Source organism: Streptomyces sp. NPDC007088, from assembly GCF_042869355.1.
Classification (GTDB): Bacteria; Actinomycetota; Actinomycetes; order Streptomycetales; family Streptomycetaceae; genus Streptomyces.
In genome coordinates, this window is the sequence record NZ_JBIAFO010000006.1 from 242,207 (window position 1) to 260,283 (window position 18,077).

The window sequence follows — 18,077 nt, forward strand, 5'->3', positions numbered from 1 at the left end:
GGCGCGCACCGTCGGCACCACCGGACACCGCTGGACAGGACAAGACAAGACAGGGCAAGAAAGGACATTGCCTTATGTACCCGACGCCCGCCGTGCCGCGACCGCCCTCGGCGTCCGCGCCGCCCGTCCCGCGCGTCCTGCCCTGCGCGGACCACGGACTGCTGCTCGAACTGCCGGACCTGGACGCCGTGCAGGCCCTGTACGGCGCGCTGCGCGCCGATCCGCCGCCGGGCGTGCGCGACCTCGTGCCCGCCGCCCGCACCCTGCTCGTGCACCTGGACCCGGAGGCGGACGCCGCCGCCGTCGCCCGCGCGGTGCGCGCCGTACGGCCCGGGTCAGGCGGCCGGGGGGACGGGGAACTCGTCCGCGTACCGGTCGTCTACGACGGCGCCGACCTCGCCGAGGTGGCCGGACTCGCCGGTATCGGCCCGCGCGAGGTCGTACGGCTGCACACCGCGACCGAATGGACCGTGGCCTTCGGCGGGTTCGCCCCCGGCTTCGGCTACCTCACGGGCGGGCCGCCCGAGTTGACCGTCCCGCGCCGCGCCGAGCCCCGCACCCGGGTCCCCGCCGGATCGGTCGGGCTCGCGGGGGAGTTCAGCGGGATCTACCCGCGCTCCTCGCCCGGGGGCTGGCAGCTCATCGGCCGCACCGACCTGCCCGTGTGGCGCGTCGACCGGGACCCGCCCGCCCTCCTGCGCCCCGGCGTCCGCGTCCGCTTCGAGGAGGCCGGATGACCGTCACCCCCGCTGCGGGCGCGGACGGGCCGGCCGCTCTGGAGATCCTCGCGACCGGACCGCTCGCCACCCTCCAGGACCTCGGCCGGCCGGGCCTCGCGCATATCGGCGTCGGCCGCTCGGGCGCCGCCGACCGCGGCTCCCTGACGCTCGCCAACCGGCTGCTCGCCAACCCGCGGGACGCCGCGTGCGTCGAGACCACCCTCGGCGGCCTCGCCGTACGCGCCCGGCGGGACCTCCTCGTCGCGCTCACCGGCGCCCCCTGCCCGGTCACCGTCCAGGGCCGCGCCGCCGCCCTCAACTGCCCGATCCCCCTCCCGGCCGGCGCCGAACTGCGGCTCGGGCTCCCGGCGTCCGGGCTGCGCACCTACCTCGCCGTCCGGGGTGGGCTGACCCCACCGCCCGTCCTCGGCTCGCGTTCCACCGACGTCCTGTCCGGGGTCGGCCCCGCGCCGCTCACCCCCGGGACCCGCCTGCCGGTGGGCGCGGCGCCCGCCGCGTTCCCGTGCGTCGACCTCGCGCCCGTCGCCGTTCCCGCCGGGGGCGAGTTGACGCTGCGGGTGCGGCGGGGGCCGCGCGCCGACTGGTTCACCGACGCCGCGCTCACCGCCCTGCTGAGCGACGCCTGGCAGGTCACCGCCGACAGCGACCGGGTCGGCATGCGCCTGTCGGGCCCGTCGCTCGCACGCGCGCGGACCGGGGAGCTGCCCAGCGAGGGCATGGTTCCCGGCGCCCTCCAGGTGCCGCCCTCCGGACAGCCCACCCTGTTCCTCGCCGACCATCCGGTGACCGGCGGCTACCCGGTGATCGCCGTAGTCACGCGGGAGGACGTCAACCGCGCGGCCCAGGCCCGCCCCGGTCAGCCCCTGCGCTTCACGGACGGCCGAAGGCCCGCCGTCGGCCCCGCGTGATGACCTCGGCCACGGGCGCCCTCACTTCGCGAGCATCGGCGCGGCCCCCATCACCACGACCGGGTGCAGGGCCGGGTTCAGCCGCCGCATCAGGGTGCGCAGCCGGGGCTTCGTCAGGGACACGCAGCCCTGGGTGGGGCCCCCGTGGTCCACGTGCAGCCAGATCCCGCCGCCCCGGCCCGCGCCCATCGGCCTGCGCCGGTCCCGCGGCGGGCTCCCGGGCACCCGGTTGTAGTCGATCGCCACGACATGGTCGAAGGAACCGTCCAGTGGCTCCCCCTCGAAGCCGGTGCCCGAGTCCCCGTAGACCGGGTCACGGTCGTAGGGCAGCCGGGTGCCCGGGTCGGGGTCCCGGCCGCCCGCGTCGGTGAGGGTGTAGACGCCCGAGGGGGACCGCAGGTCGTCGACGCGGTGGTACGTCGTCCACCCGAGCAGGGCGTTGCGCGCCGGCCAGGGGCCCGCGACCGGCCGCCAGCCCTTCGCCCCGCCGCGTTCGTACAGCACGGCGCTCGCCCGGTTGGAGTCGGCGGAGCGTCCGGTGACCACGAGCGCCTGCCGCGTGCCCGCAGGCAGCCGCGCCCGCGTCCGGGGCCCGAGCGCCGGAATACGCGCCGCCCCCTCCGCGGCCTCAGGCCCGGCGGCCGGGACCGCCCGCTGCCCCGACGCGCCCGAAGCGCCGGAGGCGGCGCCCGGAACGGTACGGTCCGGCGTCGGGGAGGCGTGCTCGGGAGCGGCACGGGTACCGGCGCAGCCGACGAGGAGCAGCACCTGCGCGCCCACGAGCACGGTGCGCCGCAGCCCGCGCGCACCGGGGTGTCCCTGAGTTCTCACTGCCGCGCTCCTTGAGGAAACGGGCCCCGCGGGCCCTGGGGGGAAACGGGCCCCACGGGCCCTTCGGGAGACCGGCCGTCACCGGCGGCGGGGGACCGGCCGGGGACCGGTTCCCCGCACTGTGCCCCAGACCCCGGGGCGAGACCGGGCACCGACACGGCCGCCGGGCCGGGCGGGGGCCGGGCCGGTGAGCGCCGTGGGCCCGCCCGGGTGAGCCCGCCGCCCGAACGGCCGCCGCCCGTGACCGTCCGGTCCCTCCCGGGCTGCCGGGCCCCTCGCTCCGGCCTACGGTGAGCGTGTCCGCAGTCCGAGCGGTCGCCGCCCCACCCGGCCCCGCGCGCGGTACGGGGCCGGTCCCCTCAGCCCCGGAGGCCCCGTGAAGCCCGGCACCAGTCCCCTGCAGGGCCGTACCGTCGTGGTGACCGGAGCCGCCCGCGGCCTCGGCCGGGCGCTCGCGGAGCGCCTCGCCGGGCGCGGGGCGCGCCTGGCCCTGGTCGGCCGCAACACCGACGCCCTCGGCGAGGTCGCCTCCGCCCTGCCCGTCGAGGCCGAGTGCTGGGAGGCGGACGTCACCGACCACGCCGCCCTGGAGGCCGTGGCCCGGCAGATCCGGGAACGGTTCGGGCCGCCCTCCGTCGTCGTCGCGAACGCCGGGGTCGCCGAGGGCGGGCCCTTCCTGGGCTCCGACCCGGTGACCTGGCGCCGGGTGGTCGACGTGAACCTCGTGGGCAGCGCCAACACCGCTCGCGCCTTCCTGCCCGACCTGCTGGCCTCGCGGGGCTACTTCCTCCAGATCGGCTCGCTCGCCTCCATGGGCACCTCCCCGATGATGAGCGCGTACTGCGCCTCCAAGGCGGGGGTCGAGGCGTTCGCGCACTCCCTGCGCGCCGAGGTCGCCCACGAAGGGGTCGGCGTCGGCATCGCCTACCTCAACTGGATGGACACCGACATGACGCAGGACAGCGAGAGTTACGCGGTGCTGCGGGAGCTGCGCGCCCACGAACCGGCCCCCGCCCGCAAGGTGTTCGCCGCGAGCGAGGTGGCGGACCGCATGGTGCGCACGATCGAGCGGCGCCGGGGCGCGGTCTACGTCCCCGCCTGGCTGCGCTCGGTCCAGGCGGTGCGCGGGGCGCTGCCGCTCCTCGTCCTCGCCGTCGCACGGCGCGAACTGCCCCGTATCGCACGGGAGTCACCGATCACCGCGACCGGTCTGCTCGGTGCCGGGGCCCGCGACGGGGAACCCTCGGGCCCGGCGTGAGGATTTCCTGGAGGTCTGGGAGTACGGACAGGGCCCGCGTGCCCGGGAGTTGAGGCGGCGGGAGTCCGCCAGGGCCCCCACCGCGTGTCACGGCCGCGCCGCTCCCGCTCACGCCCCGGCGGGGTCGTCGATGGCCTGCTCCGTCCAGATGGTCTTCCCGCGGGCCCGGTAGCGGCAGCCCCAGCGTTCGCTGAGCTGGGCGACCAGGAAGAGACCGCGGCCGCCCTCGTCCGTGCTGCGCGCGCGGCGCAGCCTCGGCTGGGTGTTGCTCGGGTCGGACACCTCGCACACCAGGCCCCGGTTGCGGATCAGCCGCAGCGTCAGCGGTCCGCTGCCCGCGTACCGCACCGCGTTGGTGACCAGTTCGCTCACCAGCAGCTCGGTGGAGAACCGCAGGTCGTCCAGGCCCCACTCGGCGAGCTGCGCGTCCACGTCCGCGCGCGCCCGTTGCACCGCGGCCGGATCGGCCGGGTACTCCCAGCTCGCCATGCTCCCCTCCGGTACCGCCCGGGTCCGCGCGAGCAGCAGGGTGACGTCGTCCGGCGGGCTCTGCGCGCTGGGCCGGCGCGCGATCAGGTCCGCGCCGATCCGCTCCAGCGACCGCTCGCCGTCGCACAGTTCGCGCAGGTTCTCCCGCAGCCGCTCCATGCCCGTCACCGGGTCGTGGTGCTCGCCCACGAGGCCGTCGGTGTACAGGGCGAGGACGCTGCCGGGAGGCAGGGTGAGCGAGCACACCTCGAAGGGGTTGTCGCCCACCCCGAGCGGCGGTCCGGGCACCAGCGGCGCGAAGTCCACGCTGCCGTCCGGCAGCACCACGGCGGGCGGCGGATGCCCCGCGCTCGCCATCTCGCAGACCCGGGTGACCGGGTCGTACACCGCGAACAGGCAGGACGCGCCGACCCCGTCGGGGTCCTCCGCCTCCCCCTTCATCCGCAGGACCAGATCGTCCAGCCGGGTGAGGAGTTCGTCGGGGGGCAGGTCGAGATCGGCGAGGGTCTGCACCGCCGTACGCAACCGGGCCATGCTCGCGGAGGCGGGCAGACCGTGCCCCACGACGTCGCCGACGACCAGGCCGATCCGCAGCGAGGACATCGGCACGGCGTCGAACCAGTCGCCGCCCACGCTGACGCTGCCACCGGCGGGCACGTACGCGCCCGCCGTCTCCGCCGCCGCGCTGTCCGTCGCGGCCGGCGGCAGCAGGCTGCGCTGCAGCACGACGGCGGTACGGTGCTCCCGGTTGAAGCGGAACGCGTTGTCGATGGCCAGCGCGGTGCGGGCGCACAGCTCCCGCATCAGCTTCGTGTCGGCCTCGTCGTAGGGGGTGGCGTCCCGGGTGCGGTACACGTTCGCGTACCCGAAGAGACGGCCGCGCCGGTACAACGGGCAGCCCAGCGAATGGCGCAGGCCCTCCGGCACGAGCCGCGCCACCAGCTCGGGGTCGCGGCCCAGGATGTCCCGGGAGAGCTCCCCGTCCGAGACGATGACACCGCCGACGGTGCGCGGGGCGATCTCCCTGCTCTCGGCCACCGGGGGCAGCAGCTCCCCGGGCTGGAGCAGTTCGGGCGGCCAGGGCCCGTACGCCGACTTCGCCGCGGTCCTGCGGGCCGCCTCCGTCTTCGGCCGGGCGTCGCCGAGCGGCGGATCGCGGCCCTGGAGGACGTCGTCGGGGAAGTCCACGGTGGCCATGTCGCCGAGCGCGGGCACGAGCACCTCGACCAGATCCTGCGCGACCTGCGCCATGTCGAGGGAACCGCCGATGTCGATGGCCCTGCGGTACGCCTCGGTCAGCCGGCGGCGGGTGTGCCGCCGTTCGGTGACCTCGCTCGCGACCACGGCGAGGGCGACCGGCATGCCGAGGGCGTCCTCCACACGGAAACAGGTCAGCGACAGGACGACCGGCGTGTTGTCGGAGGTGAGCCGGTACTCCGCGCCGACCACCATGGCGCCGGTCTCGGCGACCTGGGAGAGCAGGTCACGGGCGCTCGTCCCGTCCTGGACGTTCACCAGATCGCTCAGCCACTCGTCCTCGGACGACTGCGGCCGCAACTCCTCGAAGGGTTCGTTCGTGCGCAGGGGCCGCAGGTCCATGCCGAACTGGGCGAAGGCGACGCCCTCCTGCGTCAGCAGCGCCCGCCCCAGGTCCCTGTCCCGGTCGGGACCGCCCCCGCCCCCGCCCGAGGCCATCGCGAGCACCAGCACCCCCGGGGCGGAGTCCGGGCGCACGAGGCGCATCTCGGCGTCCACGACATGGCCCGAGCGGTGCCGCAGCCGCATCGTCCTGCCCCCGCCGGGCGGGCCCTGGCGCCGGTCGGGCGGCGCGGCGTCGGCGATGTAGTGGCGCGCGAGGTGCCCGGCCACCTCCTCACCCGTCCAGCCCAGCAGCTCCGTGGCCGCCCGTGACCACCACACGATCCGCCCCTGGCCGTCCAGCAGGGCCGCGGCCACGCCGTCCGTCCCGGCGGCGCCCTCGGCCGCACCGGCGGGTGGTGTCATGTCCGTCCTCCGTCACCGGCGGGGGACGGCGCCGTCCCCCGCCCGCAGTGGGTGTGGAGCCAGCATGCGCCGAACCGCACGTACGGGCACGTCGAAGACACCCGGTCGGGACCGTCCGGGGCGGGGCCTCGTGGCGGACCGGTACGAGGCGGGCCGGCGGGGCCGTTACGAGACGGACTAGTACTGCAACGGTGCTTAGCGTGCCGAGGCGTCAGCTCATGGGATGTGGCCTCGTCTTCTGTAGTGGCCGGTTCGTGCCTGGTGCGGGCGTCGGCGTCGCCAGTGAGACCAGTGCAGGACGTGGGCGACGGGGTGGTGGACGAGCCGGGTGAGGCCGGTGATCAGCCGGCGGATCCCGGGAACGGTGAGGGAGATCAGGTCTGGTGTTCGAGTGGGTCCGGCCCCTTTTCGAGGTGCTGGCCCGCAGGACAGTGAGGTAGGCGTGAGCGGCCATGGCCAGGGTGATGTGCCGGTGCCAGCCCGGGTAGCGGCGGATCTGGTAGTCGTCCAGGCCGCACTGTCCTTTCGCGGTCTGGAAACACTCCTCGATCGCCCAGCGGGCACCGGCGACGGCGATCAGCTCGTTCAGCGTGGTGCCGGCGGCCATGTGGTCTGGTGCACTGCGGGAGAGACCAGCAGCAGGGCTCCGCCAAGGTTCGAAAGCGGCGAGAGAGGTTGGCGCTTCATCTCCCGGGTGTTCCCATGCTTGAACTTCTGCCGGCTGGGTGGCTGTCCACGATCACGCTGGAACGAACTCGCAGAAGGCAGTCACGAGGTCAACCGTCTCGGAGAGTCGAGCTCTCACAGAAGTTGAGCCAGAGCCAGGTGACCATTTTTCCGAGATCCACCTTAGGTGATGCCATCCACGGCGGATTCTGCTTGGAGGAAAAGCGCTGCAGTCAGCCAGGGTTAGCTGTTCCTCCAGTGCCGCCTTGATGAGCCTGGAAGGGATTTCGCCACGCCATTTTTCTACAGATCCCACGGCTTCTGCGTCCTCAGCCGAAGAACGATATCGCATCCGGCTTTTTGCTCGTACCGTACACCGTTCCGCTGATAGTAGATGCTGCACTCGCCGACATGGCCCTTTATCTTACCCACTACTTGCACACGGGCCATGTAATAGATTCTGGAGTTTTTTCGGGGTGGTATTTTGTAGGGATTTTCGGCGTAATTTTTTAGCTTCCGGTAGTCGACATCGTCAGGGTCACCCTCGTACGCGAGGAGGGCCCTTCCTTTGCTCTCGCGTTCGTCGAATGCCACGTAACCAAGGAGATGCAAGCCATCGGGAACCTGGGAGACGTGCGCGCCGGTGATGGTTATCGGGCTCTTGCTTGCGTTGCCCATTGGGGGGAAGCCCAGGAGCCAGACCTGGCCCTTGTGTGCGTAGTTGTTGCTGACGGTGCCGTCGGCGGTCTCTTCGAGGGCGAGGGCGTGGCCTGGCTGGCGGCTGCTTGTGTCCGCCGGTGTGGAAGTGGTGCCACACCCGGCCAGGAGGAGAGCGGCCATGGAGAGGAAGGTCTTAGCGAGAGTAGAAGAGGTGTGCATTCTTCGATCCCGGCTTTCCGCCCGAGCCCCAGATCCAGTGGGTCCCACTCTTGCCTCCCGCAATGATCTTCTGATGATGGTCGCGGTTGTATTCCGTGGTGGCGCCGAAGGTGAGGCCGTAGACGCTCGCGGCGCCTGTCCACTTGATGCTGTGGCCAACATGCTGGGTGAAGCCGCTGTTCTTCGCCACCTTGGCGCGGTTTGCCTTGGAGGACTTGTTGAACTTGCTCTTGGTGTCTTTGTAGCGCACGTCCTTGCCGTATTTGGCGACGTATCCGCCACTGGGTACCTCGTACCGGCCGGCCGAGATCGTCCAGTGAGTCGAACGTGCGACACCTCCGCAGTAGTACGTGTGCTTGTACTTGGTGTACCGCAGCGGTACCTTCCACTGCTTGGCGAAGTAGGGGCCGCGGTTGTAGTACCCGGTGGTGACTCCCATGCTGCTGCCGATGGTGCGCCCTCCGGAAACGCTCCACTTTCCTCCACCGCCACTGAAAGCGGTTTCGACTGTGCCGGATAGCTTGGCGTCGTATTCGAAGCTGGCCTTCGAGTCCCAGCCGGCGTGAGCCTCGCCGACTGTGGTGTAGGCGATCTTGTGAGACACCTTGGCCTTGACCGTCCAGCAGTTTCCCGAGTCCCGGGTCAGAGGATTGCTGCTCGGCGTGACTGCCTCGACGCTGATGTCCTTGCCATTGACGATGTTGGGGTTGAAGTCTGCCGCATTCTGTCCGTCGTCGCTGCGCCACTGGGGAAGGGGGGCCTCGTCACCGCTGGCAGCGTCGGGCTCCAGGGCGTTCGCCCGTGCGTTCATCGCCGCCTGCTGGTCGGCGGAGGCTGAGGGATCCTTTGGCGTCGGCGCGTTCGGGGCAGCAGCAGGCAGCATCGCGGCGGTACCCGGGGAGGTGTCGGCGGCTGCCGCGAGAGCGAAGGTGGTGGGTGCGCCGCTGGCCGGGTCCTCGGGGGCGGCAACCATGTTCGCTGTCCCGACCAGATTGACGCCCGAAGCGGTGGTGCCAGCGATGGTGACAGTCAGGTTGAGGGCTCCGCCGTTGTTGTCGGCGATCTTCTGCAGGGCGTCGGGGAGGGGAGTCGGCAATTCGAGCGACCACTTGCCCGCAGCGTCCGTGCGTGTGGTGGCGACCGGGGTGAGAGTGCCGTCACTGTCGTCGACGGCGTTGTTGTCCGTTTCGACGGTTACCGGGAAGTTGGCTGCCGGTCGGCCGTTGGGAAGGGTGAAGGCTCCGCTGGCCTTGTTGGGGCCGGAGGCGGGCGCCGGCTCCGTGTTGTCGTCGGCCCACTCGCCGTCGCTGCTGTCAGCCTCCGGTGACCCCAGGTAGGGAAGCCGGTCGGAGTCCGTGGGCGCCAGGCAGGTGGCCGTGTCGGTGAAGACGTCGCCAAAGAGTGTGGGCCTTGACTCGTCCTCCTCCTGCGTCGTCGGAGCGAGGGGAGAGCCGGTGTATGAGGTGATGTAGCCGGTGTAGTCCTCGCCCGTGGACGTTGTATAGATGGTGCCCGGCCCAGGGCTCCAGCCATGCACGGCGTTCTTGAGCCCCGTGAGGACGGTCGTGGGCCCGCTCAGTCGGGGAACCGGCTTGTTGAGCACGGTCACCTCGCTGTAGCTGTAGTAGCTGATCGCCCCGTCCTTGAGCACGTACAGCTTGGAGCCCACCATCCACATGTCGTCGGAGGCCACAAGTGCCTGGCCGAGCACACTGGTGCCTTCAACGAAGCTGTCGGCCATGCCTACGAGGGTCAGGGTGCCGCCGCCAGTGGTGGGAGAACTCTGCTGGTAGGCGGCAATGTCACCGGTACCGCTCTGAATCAGGAGCCGGTCACCGTTGGACACGATGTTCTTCACTTTGGTGCGGATGGGGAGATTGGGATACGTCTTCACGGGCGTCAGCAGAGAACCGCCGGAGGCGGTTTTGTCCGCATAACTCTGGACGGTGTTTTTCTTCTGGTCGAACGTGTAGAAGATGCCGTTGCCAGCCGTAGTGAAGACCGCATAGGCGGGGATGGTGGCCGTCTTTTCGGTGTCCCAGAGCGGACCGTCGACGCCTCCCCCCTGTGGGTCCCAGTCCAGGTACTTGTGCAGGGAACGGGGAAGGGAGAGGGGCCATCGCATGCCACCCAGGGCATCGGGGACCGTGTACGTCGCCACACTGCTCGCGCAAGTGTTTTCCGCGGCGGCCGCAGTGCCGCCGAGCCCCTCAGGAGCGGTGAGCGTCGCCGCCGCGAGCGCAGCGCAGCTCGCCAGCGCAACTCTTCGCGGCATTCGTGGCGATTTGAGCTTGAACAAGAAAATTTCCTATCTTTGACGCTTTTCGCAGAGAGGTATTTTTAACATAAAAAAGATCACGTCAAATGCCTCATATTGGGATAAAAGGAGCGGGAAGTGCATAAGGCATCAGCTAAAAACCCGATATGTGGAGCTTCGGTCTACATGTTTGAGCAAAAGCTGAGCTAGTGGGTGCGTCAGAGTGACGTCTGCCCATGTGTGACGCGGCCGAGCCGTTTATCGTCCACACCAGCCTCAGATCAGCGGCGCAAGAGCCAGCACGGATAGTGGCCCAGCAGCGGACACGGCCCAGGAAAACGCAGTTGCCGCGCAGCGACACAACCAAATAACGAGTTGGTGCGTGATAGTGGGGGAGGCGTGTTTGGCCTGGTCGTGGCCTGTTCTCAGTTGTTGTGGGTGCGGTCGGAGACGAGGCCGGCGATGGCGCGGTAGGTGTCGGGCAGGCGGTCGCGGCGGTGGGTCCAGCGCGTCAGTTGCTTCCAGCTTTTGTGGTCGGCGAGGGCGTGTTCGACGGTGATGCGGTCGGATGAGTGGCCGTGAAGGTCGCGTTCGCATTGTTCGATCCTGCCGGGCAGTGCTCCCGGACGCGGCTTTCTGGGCGGTGCGGACCGGACCGGATCCAGCGGCTGCTGAACCGGATCGACTGGGACGCTGACGGGGTGCTCGACGATGTGCGCGAGTACGTCGAGCACCTGGCCGACCCGGGAGGCGTCCTGATCGTGGACGACACCGGATTCCTGAAGAAGGGTGCACGGTCGGCGGGCGTCCGGCGGCAGACCTCCGGTACTGCCGGCCGGACCGAGAACTGCCAGGTCGGAGTCTTCCTCGCGTACTCGGGTGAGCGGGGCCGGACCTTGATCGACCGGGCGCTCTACCTGCCGCGGTCCTGGACACAGGACCGCGAGCGCTGCCAGGAGGCGGGGATCGGCGACGAGGTCGAGTTCGCCACGAAGGTCCAGCTCGCGAGGAGGATGGTCCGCGGTGCGGTCGACGACAAGATCCCGTTCCGCTGGGTGACCGCGGACGCGGGCTACGGCTACAGCAAGGGCTGGCGCTACGAGCTGGAGCAGGCCGACATCTTCCATGTCGTGGCCACGACCCGGTACGACACCGTCGTCACCCGGCAGGCTCTGGACTACCCGCTCCATGAACTGGTCACGGACCAGCCACTACAAAAGACGAGGCCACATCCTATGAGCTGACGCCTCGGCACGCTAAGCACCCGTTGCAGTACTAGCGGGCCCGGTCTCCGCCCCGGCCGCGGGAAAAGCCGTGGTGCCCGTCGGGCGCCGCGCGCTACAGTCCGTCCGGTTCCGCAGGGCGCGGACCCGCACGGCCCCACGGCCGTCGCGTGTGAAGGATCCGGGAGGTGGACCCCATGGCTGTCGTTCCCGCGGTGGGCGTTGCCCGCACTCAGTCGTTCGTCCTGTGCTCTCCCGCGGTCCCCCCGGTGACCGGCCGGCAACCGGCCTCTCCCCGGTCGCTCGGCGGCCGGTAAGTCACCAGCCGGGGCTGCCCCTCGAAGGGTTCCCCTTGTCTTTCCCGTCCTCTCCGTCCCGTCCGTCCGTTCCCTCCACCGAGTCCACTCGGTCCCCCTCCGGGGCCTCCGGGTCCTCCCGGCCCTCTCCCGGTCCCTCCTCGTCTGCCTCCCCGTCCTTCGCGGGATCCTCCCGGGCTCTTTCCGCCCCGGCCCCCGTCGACGGGGCCGAAGCGCGGGTGCTCGCCCCCTACGGCTGGGACGCGCACTGGGCGGCGGAGTTCGTCCCGTACGCCGGACGGGGTCTGGTCCCCGGGCGCGTCGTGCGGGTCGACCGCGGCCAGTGCGATGTCGTGACCGCGCGGGGCACCGTGCGCGCCGACACGGCGTTCGTGGTGCCGCGCGATCCGCTGAGGGTGATCTGCACCGGCGACTGGGCCGCCCTCGACCCCGAGGGCGCCGACCCCCGGTTCGTCCAGGCGTATCTGCCGCGCCGCACGGCCTTCCTGCGGTCCACCTCCTCCAAACGCTCCGAGGCCCAGGTCCTCGCGGCCAACGTCGACCTCGTCCTCGTCGCGGTCTCCCTCGCGGACGAGCTCCAACTCGCCCGCCTGGAACGCTTGCTGGCGCTGGCCTGGGAGTCGGGCGCGAGGCCCCTCGTCGTCCTCACCAAGGCCGACCTCGTCCCCGACCCGGCGACCCGCGCCCACCTCGTGGCGGACGTCGCGGCGAGCGCGCCGGGCGTCGAGGTGCACGTCGTCAGCGCCGAACTCGGCGAGGGCACCGGGGAACTGGGCGCCGTCGTCCGCTCGGGCACCAGCGTGTTGCTCGGCCGGTCGGGAGCCGGGAAGTCCACCCTCGCCAACGCCCTGACCGGGGAGCACCACATGGAGGTCCAGGCCGTCCGCGACCTGGACGGCAAGGGCCGGCACACCACCACCACCCGCAACCTGCTCCCGCTGCCCGGGGGCGGTGTCCTCATCGACACCCCCGGCCTGCGCGGCGTCGGCCTGTGGGACGCGGGGCGCGGCGTCGGCCAGGTCTTCGCCGAGATCGAGCAGCTCGCCGCGGACTGCCGCTTCCACGACTGCGCGCACGAGAGCGAACCGGGTTGCGCCGTACGGGAGGCCGTCGAGGAGGGCGCTCTCGCGCCGCGCAGGCTGGACAGCTACCGCAAGCTGCTGCGCGAGAACGCCCGCATCGTCGCCAAGACCGACGCCCGGATGCGCGGGGAGATGCGCAAGGAGTGGAAGCGGCGCGGCGCGGAGGGACGGGCCGCGCAGGAGGTCAAGCGCGGCGGACCCCCCGTATCGCGCCGCCGCGGCCGGTAGGCCCCGCCGCCCGGCCCGCCCAGGACGGCCCCGCCGGTGGTGAGGGCGGGCCGGAGCCGGGCGGGCCGGATTCGGGGGCGGGTGGACGGACGGGCGCCGGGCACGGGCGACTCCGCCCCGGCCCGCCCGTCCTGCGCGAGTCGTCGCCCCCTACGAGCCCTCCCGTGAGGGGCTCACCTCCTCCGGGCCCCAGCTGCGCACCCGCTCCGGGGGTCGCGGAGGAGTTCCTCGCTCGGACGCGCGCCCACGTCGTGCGGGCCCGTCAGAAGCTCCGCGCGGCCCCGGATCTCCACGCCCCGCGCCCGCCAGGGCACTCGCTCGGGATGTCGTCGACGACCGGCGCGATCTCCGGGTTCGCCCGCAGGTCGCGCCAGTTCCCGGCCCGGCCCATCGCGTAAGCGCCGATCAGACCGTGTCGTCCAGCCGTGGGAAGAGGCCCACCGGATCGGCCTGCGGCGTGCCCCGCGGGTCGGTCGTCGCCACGCGCCCCAGCCGCTGGGAGGCGAGACGGGCGCGTTCGGCTGCGCCGGGCTTCGTCATGGTCGCCAGGCTTCCACGGGCGGCGTACGCCCGCACCGGTTCTCCGGCCGGGGACCGCGGGAGGAGGGGCGGTACGTCCGAGGGCTCAGCCCCAGATCTCCGAGCCCACCCAGGCTCCCGCGATCAGCAGGCAGCTGAACAGCTCCACCAGCACGCTCTCGCCCATCGTCCGCATCGCCGTACGGGTCGAGGCCGCCGCCTCCCCGTGGCGGCCCAGCCGCCGCCGCTCCGACAGGTACATCCCGGCGAGGAAACCGGGGATCGCGCCCAGCACCGGGATCACGACGAAGCCGAGGACCGCGCCCGCCCCCGCCCACACGACCATCCGCCGGTTCACCCCCGACCCCCGCACCCGCCGGGCCGGGAGCTGCCAGCGCAGCAGGTTGCTCAGCAGCAGGACGACGCTCGCGCCCACCAGCACGGCCCAGGACAGCGGCTTCGGGTCCTGGAGCGCCCACCACAGGATCGCGGCCCACACGAACCAGGAACCGGGGACGCCCGGGACCAGCACCCCGCACAGGCCGAGCAGCAGTACCAGCCCGACCAGCAGGAGTTCCCACGCGCCCATGGCCCCAGCCTGCGGGAGCCGGGGGCGTCCCGCAGGTCAAGGGGGCCCATGGGGGACGCAGGTCCGGGGGCCCATGGGGGACGGCGGGGACGGGCGGGCGAACGGGACCGCCCCCGAACCGGCCCGGCCGGCCCCCTGCCGGCCCGGCCTCCGAGCGGCCGTCCTCCGAGCGGCCGTCCTCCGGGCGGCCGGGCCCCGGCGCACGGCCCCCGAGCGCCCTGCGGGCCACCGGCCCCGGTTCAGCGCGTCACCCAGCCCCGCTCGTAGGCGTGCCAGCCGAGCTGGAGCCGGGTGGTGACGCCGGTCAGTTCCATGAGGCCCTTCACCCGGCGCTGCACGGTGCGCAGCCCCAGGTCCAGCTGTTTCGCGACGCTCGCGTCCGTCATGCCCGCGAGCAGGAGGGAGAGTATCTGGAGGTCCACCCGGTCCGGGGCGGAACCCACGACCTCGTCGACGGCCCCGCCCTCCCCCAGCCGCAGCGGCAGCGCCTCGCGCCACACCGCCTCGAACAGGCCGGTCAGTGACTCCAGCAGTCCGCTCGCGTGCACGACGAGGGCGGCGGGCTCCAGGGCGCGCGAGGTCAGCGGGACCATCGCGGTGGCGCCGTCGGCGATCACCAGTTTCGTCGGTACCCGGTCCACCACTCGCACCTGCTCCTCGCGGCCCATCGCCGCGCCCAGCTCGACCAGGCCGGAAGGCAGGGTCAGCACCTCGCGCTCGACCACCACGCGGAAGCGCACCCCGCGCCCCACCGCCTGCTCCTCCGCCTCGTTCTCCGTCCCGGACACCGCCATCGGCGCCCCCGTCACCAGGGCGCACACCGTGTCGGTGGCCCCGAGCTGCAACTGGAGGAAGCGCTGCGCCACCGCTGTCGTCCCGGTGACGACCTCGACGAGATCGTGCGCGGCGGTCTGCCCGGCCCGCGCCCGGTACTCCTCGGCCAGCAGCGCGGCCGACAGCTCAGCCTGCTCCAGTTCGTGCCGGCGCTGCGTCAGCAGCGCCCCGAGCGCGACCCCCGGCGGAGCCGCGACCCAGCGTTGCGGACCGGCCGAGGACTGCGCGGCCAGCCCGTGTCTCTCCAGCCGGCGCAGGGCCCGCTCGGTGTCCGCCTCGCCGAGCGACAGCCTGTGCGCGAGATCGCCCACTTCCGCGGCCCCCACCGCGACCAACGTGCGGTACGCCGTCTCATGCGCCTCGTCGAGGCCGATCGCGGCCAGCATGTCCAGCACCCCTCCCCGTAGTCCCGTCCCCTGCGGGCCGTCCGCGTCCACCACCGAAATGAGCTGGCGGAAAAGAGCCACGGCATAAACCCGCCACTTTCTATCATCGTTGTAACCGCCGATCATCTGTCATCGTGGGGTGAGGTCTTGGCCAAAGGTTGGGGCGGCGAACATCCGTGGGGGGTGCGCGCCGTCGTTCCGCCCGGCCGGACATCCCGCGTGACCCCGCCCCGCTTCACGAAGTCGCCGTAGCCGGCCTCGCCGGAGACGGCTTCGGGCGGAGTCACCTCACGTCGCCGGACGGTCCTCCCGTGGGGGGTGGGGCCGTCCGGCGTTCGTGGTTCAGGCCACGGACCCGTCGGTAACTTCCTCCCGGCCCGTTTTCCGCGGAGTCTCGCGGTGGACAATAAGGGCATGAGCCAGCAGGGGGACAGGCGCAACGGCCGCGAGGACGACTGGTGGCGGCAGTTGTACGACGAAGCGGCGCCCGACACCGGACCGGTGCGGGCCGGTGACACCCTCGACGACCGCTTCGACTCGGCGGTGCGGACCGTCGGCGAGGCGACGGGCGAGGGCGAGCCCGGGGGCGGCGAGGAGCCGGGGGACACCGACCGCGCGCGGCGGGGCGTCAGGGACGAGCCCGAGCCCGGCCCGACCGCCCGTCAGGGCCCACCGGCCCGTCAGGACCCGCCTCACGACGGGCCACTTGGCCGGGACGACCTGCTCCGCGCCGATCGACCGGCCCCCGTGACCCCGCCCACCAGCGGCGAACCCCCGATCCGCGGGGACAGCGGGGACTACGGAGGCCGCGAGGACCCGGTCCCGCCGCCCGGTGACCGGCCGGACCGGTGGTCGCCGCCCCCGCCCTGGGCCCCCGCCCCGAAGGCGGCCTCCCCGACGACCTTCCCCGCACCCGGGGGCTCCGCACCGCCGCCCCCCTCCGCCCCGGTGCGCCCGGGGAGCGCCGCTCCCTGGCCGACCGGTGAGCGACTGGGCCGCCCGTACGTGAGCGGGGCCCGCCCGTTGTCGGGACCCCCACCGGCCGAGCAGCCGCAGGCCGGGCCCCCGCCCGGCGAACGACCGGCCACGGCGCCCGCGGCCGCCGGGCCGTCCGCCCCGCCGCCACCCGGAAAACCCCCGGCGGCCGAGTGCCCCGTGACATGGCGGCCCACCACGCGCGGCACCGGGTCCGCCGACTGGTTCGGGCCGCGTCAGGGAAGCCCCGGCGGCGGGACGGCGTGGCCGGGCGCGGACCGGGGCCCGCGCCCGGCGCGAGCGGAACGCACCGATCCGGCGTCGCCCGGGGACGCGCCCACGCCGGGCACCGAGGACGAACGGGAGACGACGAAGGCTCTCCGGCCCGGCCCCGCCGTCCCGCCGCCGCCCGTGGTTTCGCCCCCGCCCGCCGCGCCGTCGCCCCAGGACGCCCCCTCCGCCCCGTCCGCCCCGGCCTCCGCGACCGACGGCCCCTCCGCGCCGGGCGGGGCCACCCGTCCCGACAGCTTCGGCGCGAGCGGCCCGTGGCCCTGGCGGCGCGGTCACGCTCCCCGCCACGCGGCAAACGCGCAGGCGCCGGACGCGGCACGCGAGGCGCCCGCACCGCCCCCGGAAGACCCGGCAGGGGACCCGTCCGAAGGCAGGGGAGGCCAGGAGCCGACCGCCGCGCGCGAGCCCGCCGTACCGACGGGGTTCGCCGCCCCGCCCGAGTCCGCCGCCCCGCCCGAGTCCGCCGCCCCGCCCGAGTCCGCCGTACCGCCCGAGCCCGCCGTACCGCCCGAGCCCGCCCCGCGGCCCCCTGCGCCGAGGCGAGAAGCGCGTACGCGAGAGACCGCCCCGCGCAGCGCGGAGGCTCCGGGCACCCCACCCGCCCCGCCGACCGTCGCGTACGTGGGTGACCGGCCGCCCACCTACGAGGCCGAGCCCACCGCGCTGCCCGAGGCGGACGCCGACGCGTTGGGGGAACTCGTTCCCGACACCGTTCTCGAAGGCGCCCGGCACGGCGGCGGCACCCTGCGCGCCGTCTCGCTGCGCGGGGACTTCGCCCGCCACCGGGGCGAGCCCCGCGGGGACGCCCTGCTCGTGGCGCGCTTCGGCAGCGGGGAGTCCGCGCTCCTCCTGGTCGCCACGGCCACCGGGGCGCGCGGCGGCGCGGGCGCGCACCTGGCCGCGGCCGACGCCTGCCGCTGGATCGGTTCCGCCGTGGGCCGCAGCCACCTGCGGCTGGGCGAGGACGTCCGGGCGGGCCGGCGCGGGGACCTCAAGTCGGGGCTGCACCGGCTCACCGACCGCAGCCTCGGCAAGCTGCGCGCGCGGGCCGCGGAACTGGGCGTCCAGCCCGAGGAGTACACCGCGAGCCTGCGCTGCCTCCTGCTGCCGGCCGACCCCCTGTGCCGCACCCGCGTGTTCTTCGGCGCCGGCCCCGGCGGGCTGTTCCGGCTGCGCGGGGGCGAGTGCCAGGACCTCGAACCGCGAGCCGGGGACGTGGCGGGGGAGCCGCTCATGAGCTACGGCAGCCCCGCCCCGCCCGAGCCGGCACCCGACCGGCTCACGATGGACCTCGGGATCGCGACCCCGCCCAGCCCCTACGAACCGGCCCCCGCGCCGCGCCGCGAGACTTTCCGCTTCCGGGCCTCCATCGCCCGGCCGGGTGATGTCCTGCTGCTGTGCACGGCGGGCCTCGCCGAGCCGCTGCGCGGCAGTCCCGAACTCGCCCGGCGGCTCACCACCCGCTGGACGGAGGCCGAGGCCCCGGGCCTGGCCGCCTTCCTGGCCGACAGCCAGACCCGGGTCAAGGGCTACGCGGACGACCGCACCCTCGCCGCCGTATGGGAGCGGTGAGCGATCCGTTTGGGAGGCGGGTACGCGGT

13 protein-coding genes and 2 pseudogenes are annotated in these 18,077 nt (G+C 73.2%); 6 read left to right on the plus strand and 9 right to left on the minus strand.

From position 1 onward, the window contains the following. The first annotated feature begins 74 nt into the window (after positions 1-74). Together pxpB and ACFYMP_RS12420 are read left to right on the plus strand one after the other, a co-directional pair. Complete coding sequence (gene pxpB, locus ACFYMP_RS12415) at positions 75-737, plus strand: 5-oxoprolinase subunit PxpB (protein WP_388854860.1); 663 nt, start codon at positions 75-77, stop codon at positions 735-737. Beyond that, entirely contained in the window at positions 734-1,648 is a 915-nt protein-coding gene (locus tag ACFYMP_RS12420; protein WP_388854863.1) for a biotin-dependent carboxyltransferase family protein, read from the plus strand. The genes pxpB and ACFYMP_RS12420 overlap by 4 nt, the downstream gene beginning before the upstream one ends. Before the next feature lie 21 nt (positions 1,649-1,669). Here the strand turns inward: ACFYMP_RS12420 and ACFYMP_RS12425 are convergent, their stop codons facing one another. Beyond that, positions 1,670-2,479: a L,D-transpeptidase family protein gene (locus ACFYMP_RS12425; protein WP_388854867.1), complete on the minus strand. Its 810-nt coding sequence runs from the start codon at positions 2,477-2,479 to the stop codon at positions 1,670-1,672. Positions 2,480-2,855: 376 nt separating this feature from the next. Here ACFYMP_RS12425 and ACFYMP_RS12430 point away from each other — a divergent pair, with 376 nt between their 5' ends. Then, on the plus strand, positions 2,856-3,737 hold the full coding sequence (locus tag ACFYMP_RS12430) for an SDR family oxidoreductase (RefSeq protein WP_388854870.1): 882 nt from the start codon (positions 2,856-2,858) through the stop codon (positions 3,735-3,737). A gap of 108 nt (positions 3,738-3,845) precedes the next feature. Here the strand turns inward: ACFYMP_RS12430 and ACFYMP_RS12435 are convergent, their stop codons facing one another. The 5 genes and pseudogenes from ACFYMP_RS12435 to ACFYMP_RS12455 all read right to left on the minus strand — a co-directional run bounded on the left by ACFYMP_RS12435 (position 3,846) and on the right by ACFYMP_RS12455 (position 10,766). Next, complete coding sequence (locus tag ACFYMP_RS12435; RefSeq protein ID WP_388854873.1) at positions 3,846-6,230, minus strand: SpoIIE family protein phosphatase; 2,385 nt, start codon at positions 6,228-6,230, stop codon at positions 3,846-3,848. Between the two features lie 211 nt (positions 6,231-6,441). Further along, a pseudogene (locus ACFYMP_RS12440) lies at positions 6,442-6,831 on the minus strand (IS701 family transposase); the annotation flags it as partial. Positions 6,832-7,199: 368 nt separating this feature from the next. Beyond that, positions 7,200-7,736, minus strand: coding sequence for a hypothetical protein (locus ACFYMP_RS12445; RefSeq protein WP_388854876.1), 537 nt, complete (start codon positions 7,734-7,736; stop codon positions 7,200-7,202). 13 nt (positions 7,737-7,749) lie between these two features. Next, positions 7,750-10,074: a hypothetical protein gene (locus tag ACFYMP_RS12450; RefSeq protein WP_388854879.1), complete on the minus strand. Its 2,325-nt coding sequence runs from the start codon at positions 10,072-10,074 to the stop codon at positions 7,750-7,752. A 383-nt stretch (positions 10,075-10,457) separates the two neighbouring features. Then, positions 10,458-10,766 (minus strand): hypothetical protein, encoded by a 309-nt coding sequence (locus ACFYMP_RS12455; protein ID WP_388854882.1) that lies wholly within the window; start codon positions 10,764-10,766, stop codon positions 10,458-10,460. Here ACFYMP_RS12455 and ACFYMP_RS12460 point away from each other — a divergent pair. Together ACFYMP_RS12460 and rsgA are read left to right on the plus strand one after the other, a co-directional pair. Then, positions 10,668-11,252, plus strand: a pseudogene (locus tag ACFYMP_RS12460) (IS701 family transposase); the annotation flags it as partial. The gene ACFYMP_RS12455 and the pseudogene ACFYMP_RS12460 sit on opposite strands and share 99 nt — an antisense overlap. A gap of 538 nt (positions 11,253-11,790) precedes the next feature. Beyond that, complete coding sequence (rsgA, locus tag ACFYMP_RS12465) at positions 11,791-12,882, plus strand: ribosome small subunit-dependent GTPase A (RefSeq protein ID WP_388854885.1); 1,092 nt, start codon at positions 11,791-11,793, stop codon at positions 12,880-12,882. 405 nt (positions 12,883-13,287) lie between these two features. Here rsgA and ACFYMP_RS12470 read toward each other — a convergent pair whose 3' ends face one another. The 3 genes from ACFYMP_RS12470 to ACFYMP_RS12480 all read right to left on the minus strand — a co-directional run bounded on the left by ACFYMP_RS12470 (position 13,288) and on the right by ACFYMP_RS12480 (position 15,210). Continuing rightward, the gene (locus tag ACFYMP_RS12470; RefSeq protein WP_388854888.1) at positions 13,288-13,422 is read right to left on the minus strand and encodes a pyridoxamine 5'-phosphate oxidase family protein; all 135 of its coding nucleotides are present in this window, start codon (positions 13,420-13,422) and stop codon (positions 13,288-13,290) included. Positions 13,423-13,507: 85 nt separating this feature from the next. Then, entirely contained in the window at positions 13,508-13,990 is a 483-nt protein-coding gene (locus tag ACFYMP_RS12475) for a DUF456 domain-containing protein (protein WP_388854891.1), read from the minus strand. A 239-nt stretch (positions 13,991-14,229) separates the two neighbouring features. Then, positions 14,230-15,210 carry a helix-turn-helix domain-containing protein gene (locus ACFYMP_RS12480; protein WP_388855168.1) on the minus strand — a complete coding sequence of 327 codons (981 nt, stop codon included), beginning with the start codon at positions 15,208-15,210 and terminating at the stop codon, positions 14,230-14,232. 414 nt (positions 15,211-15,624) lie between these two features. Here ACFYMP_RS12480 and ACFYMP_RS12485 point away from each other — a divergent pair, with 414 nt between their 5' ends. Continuing rightward, a complete protein-coding gene (locus tag ACFYMP_RS12485; protein ID WP_388854894.1) occupies positions 15,625-18,048 on the plus strand; it encodes a protein phosphatase 2C domain-containing protein in 2,424 nt (807 codons plus the stop codon). The last annotated feature ends 29 nt before the right edge of the window (positions 18,049-18,077 follow it).

Excerpts from the sequence above, each read along its gene's own strand:
- pxpB (WP_388854860.1), top strand. The coding sequence starts at position 75 with ATGTACCCGACGCCCGCCGTGCCGCGACCGCCCTCGGCGTCCGCGCCG.
- ACFYMP_RS12420 (WP_388854863.1), top strand. The coding sequence starts at position 734 with ATGACCGTCACCCCCGCTGCGGGCGCGGACGGGCCGGCCGCTCTGGAG.
- ACFYMP_RS12435 (WP_388854873.1), bottom strand. The coding sequence starts at position 6,230 with ATGACACCACCCGCCGGTGCGGCCGAGGGCGCCGCCGGGACGGACGGC.
- ACFYMP_RS12445 (WP_388854876.1), bottom strand. The coding sequence starts at position 7,736 with ATGGCCGCTCTCCTCCTGGCCGGGTGTGGCACCACTTCCACACCGGCG.
- ACFYMP_RS12470 (WP_388854888.1), bottom strand. The coding sequence starts at position 13,422 with ATGACGAAGCCCGGCGCAGCCGAACGCGCCCGTCTCGCCTCCCAGCGG.
- ACFYMP_RS12475 (WP_388854891.1), bottom strand. The coding sequence starts at position 13,990 with ATGGGCGCGTGGGAACTCCTGCTGGTCGGGCTGGTACTGCTGCTCGGC.
- ACFYMP_RS12480 (WP_388855168.1), bottom strand. The coding sequence starts at position 15,210 with ATGCTGGCCGCGATCGGCCTCGACGAGGCGCATGAGACGGCGTACCGC.
- ACFYMP_RS12485 (WP_388854894.1), top strand. The coding sequence starts at position 15,625 with ATGAGCCAGCAGGGGGACAGGCGCAACGGCCGCGAGGACGACTGGTGG.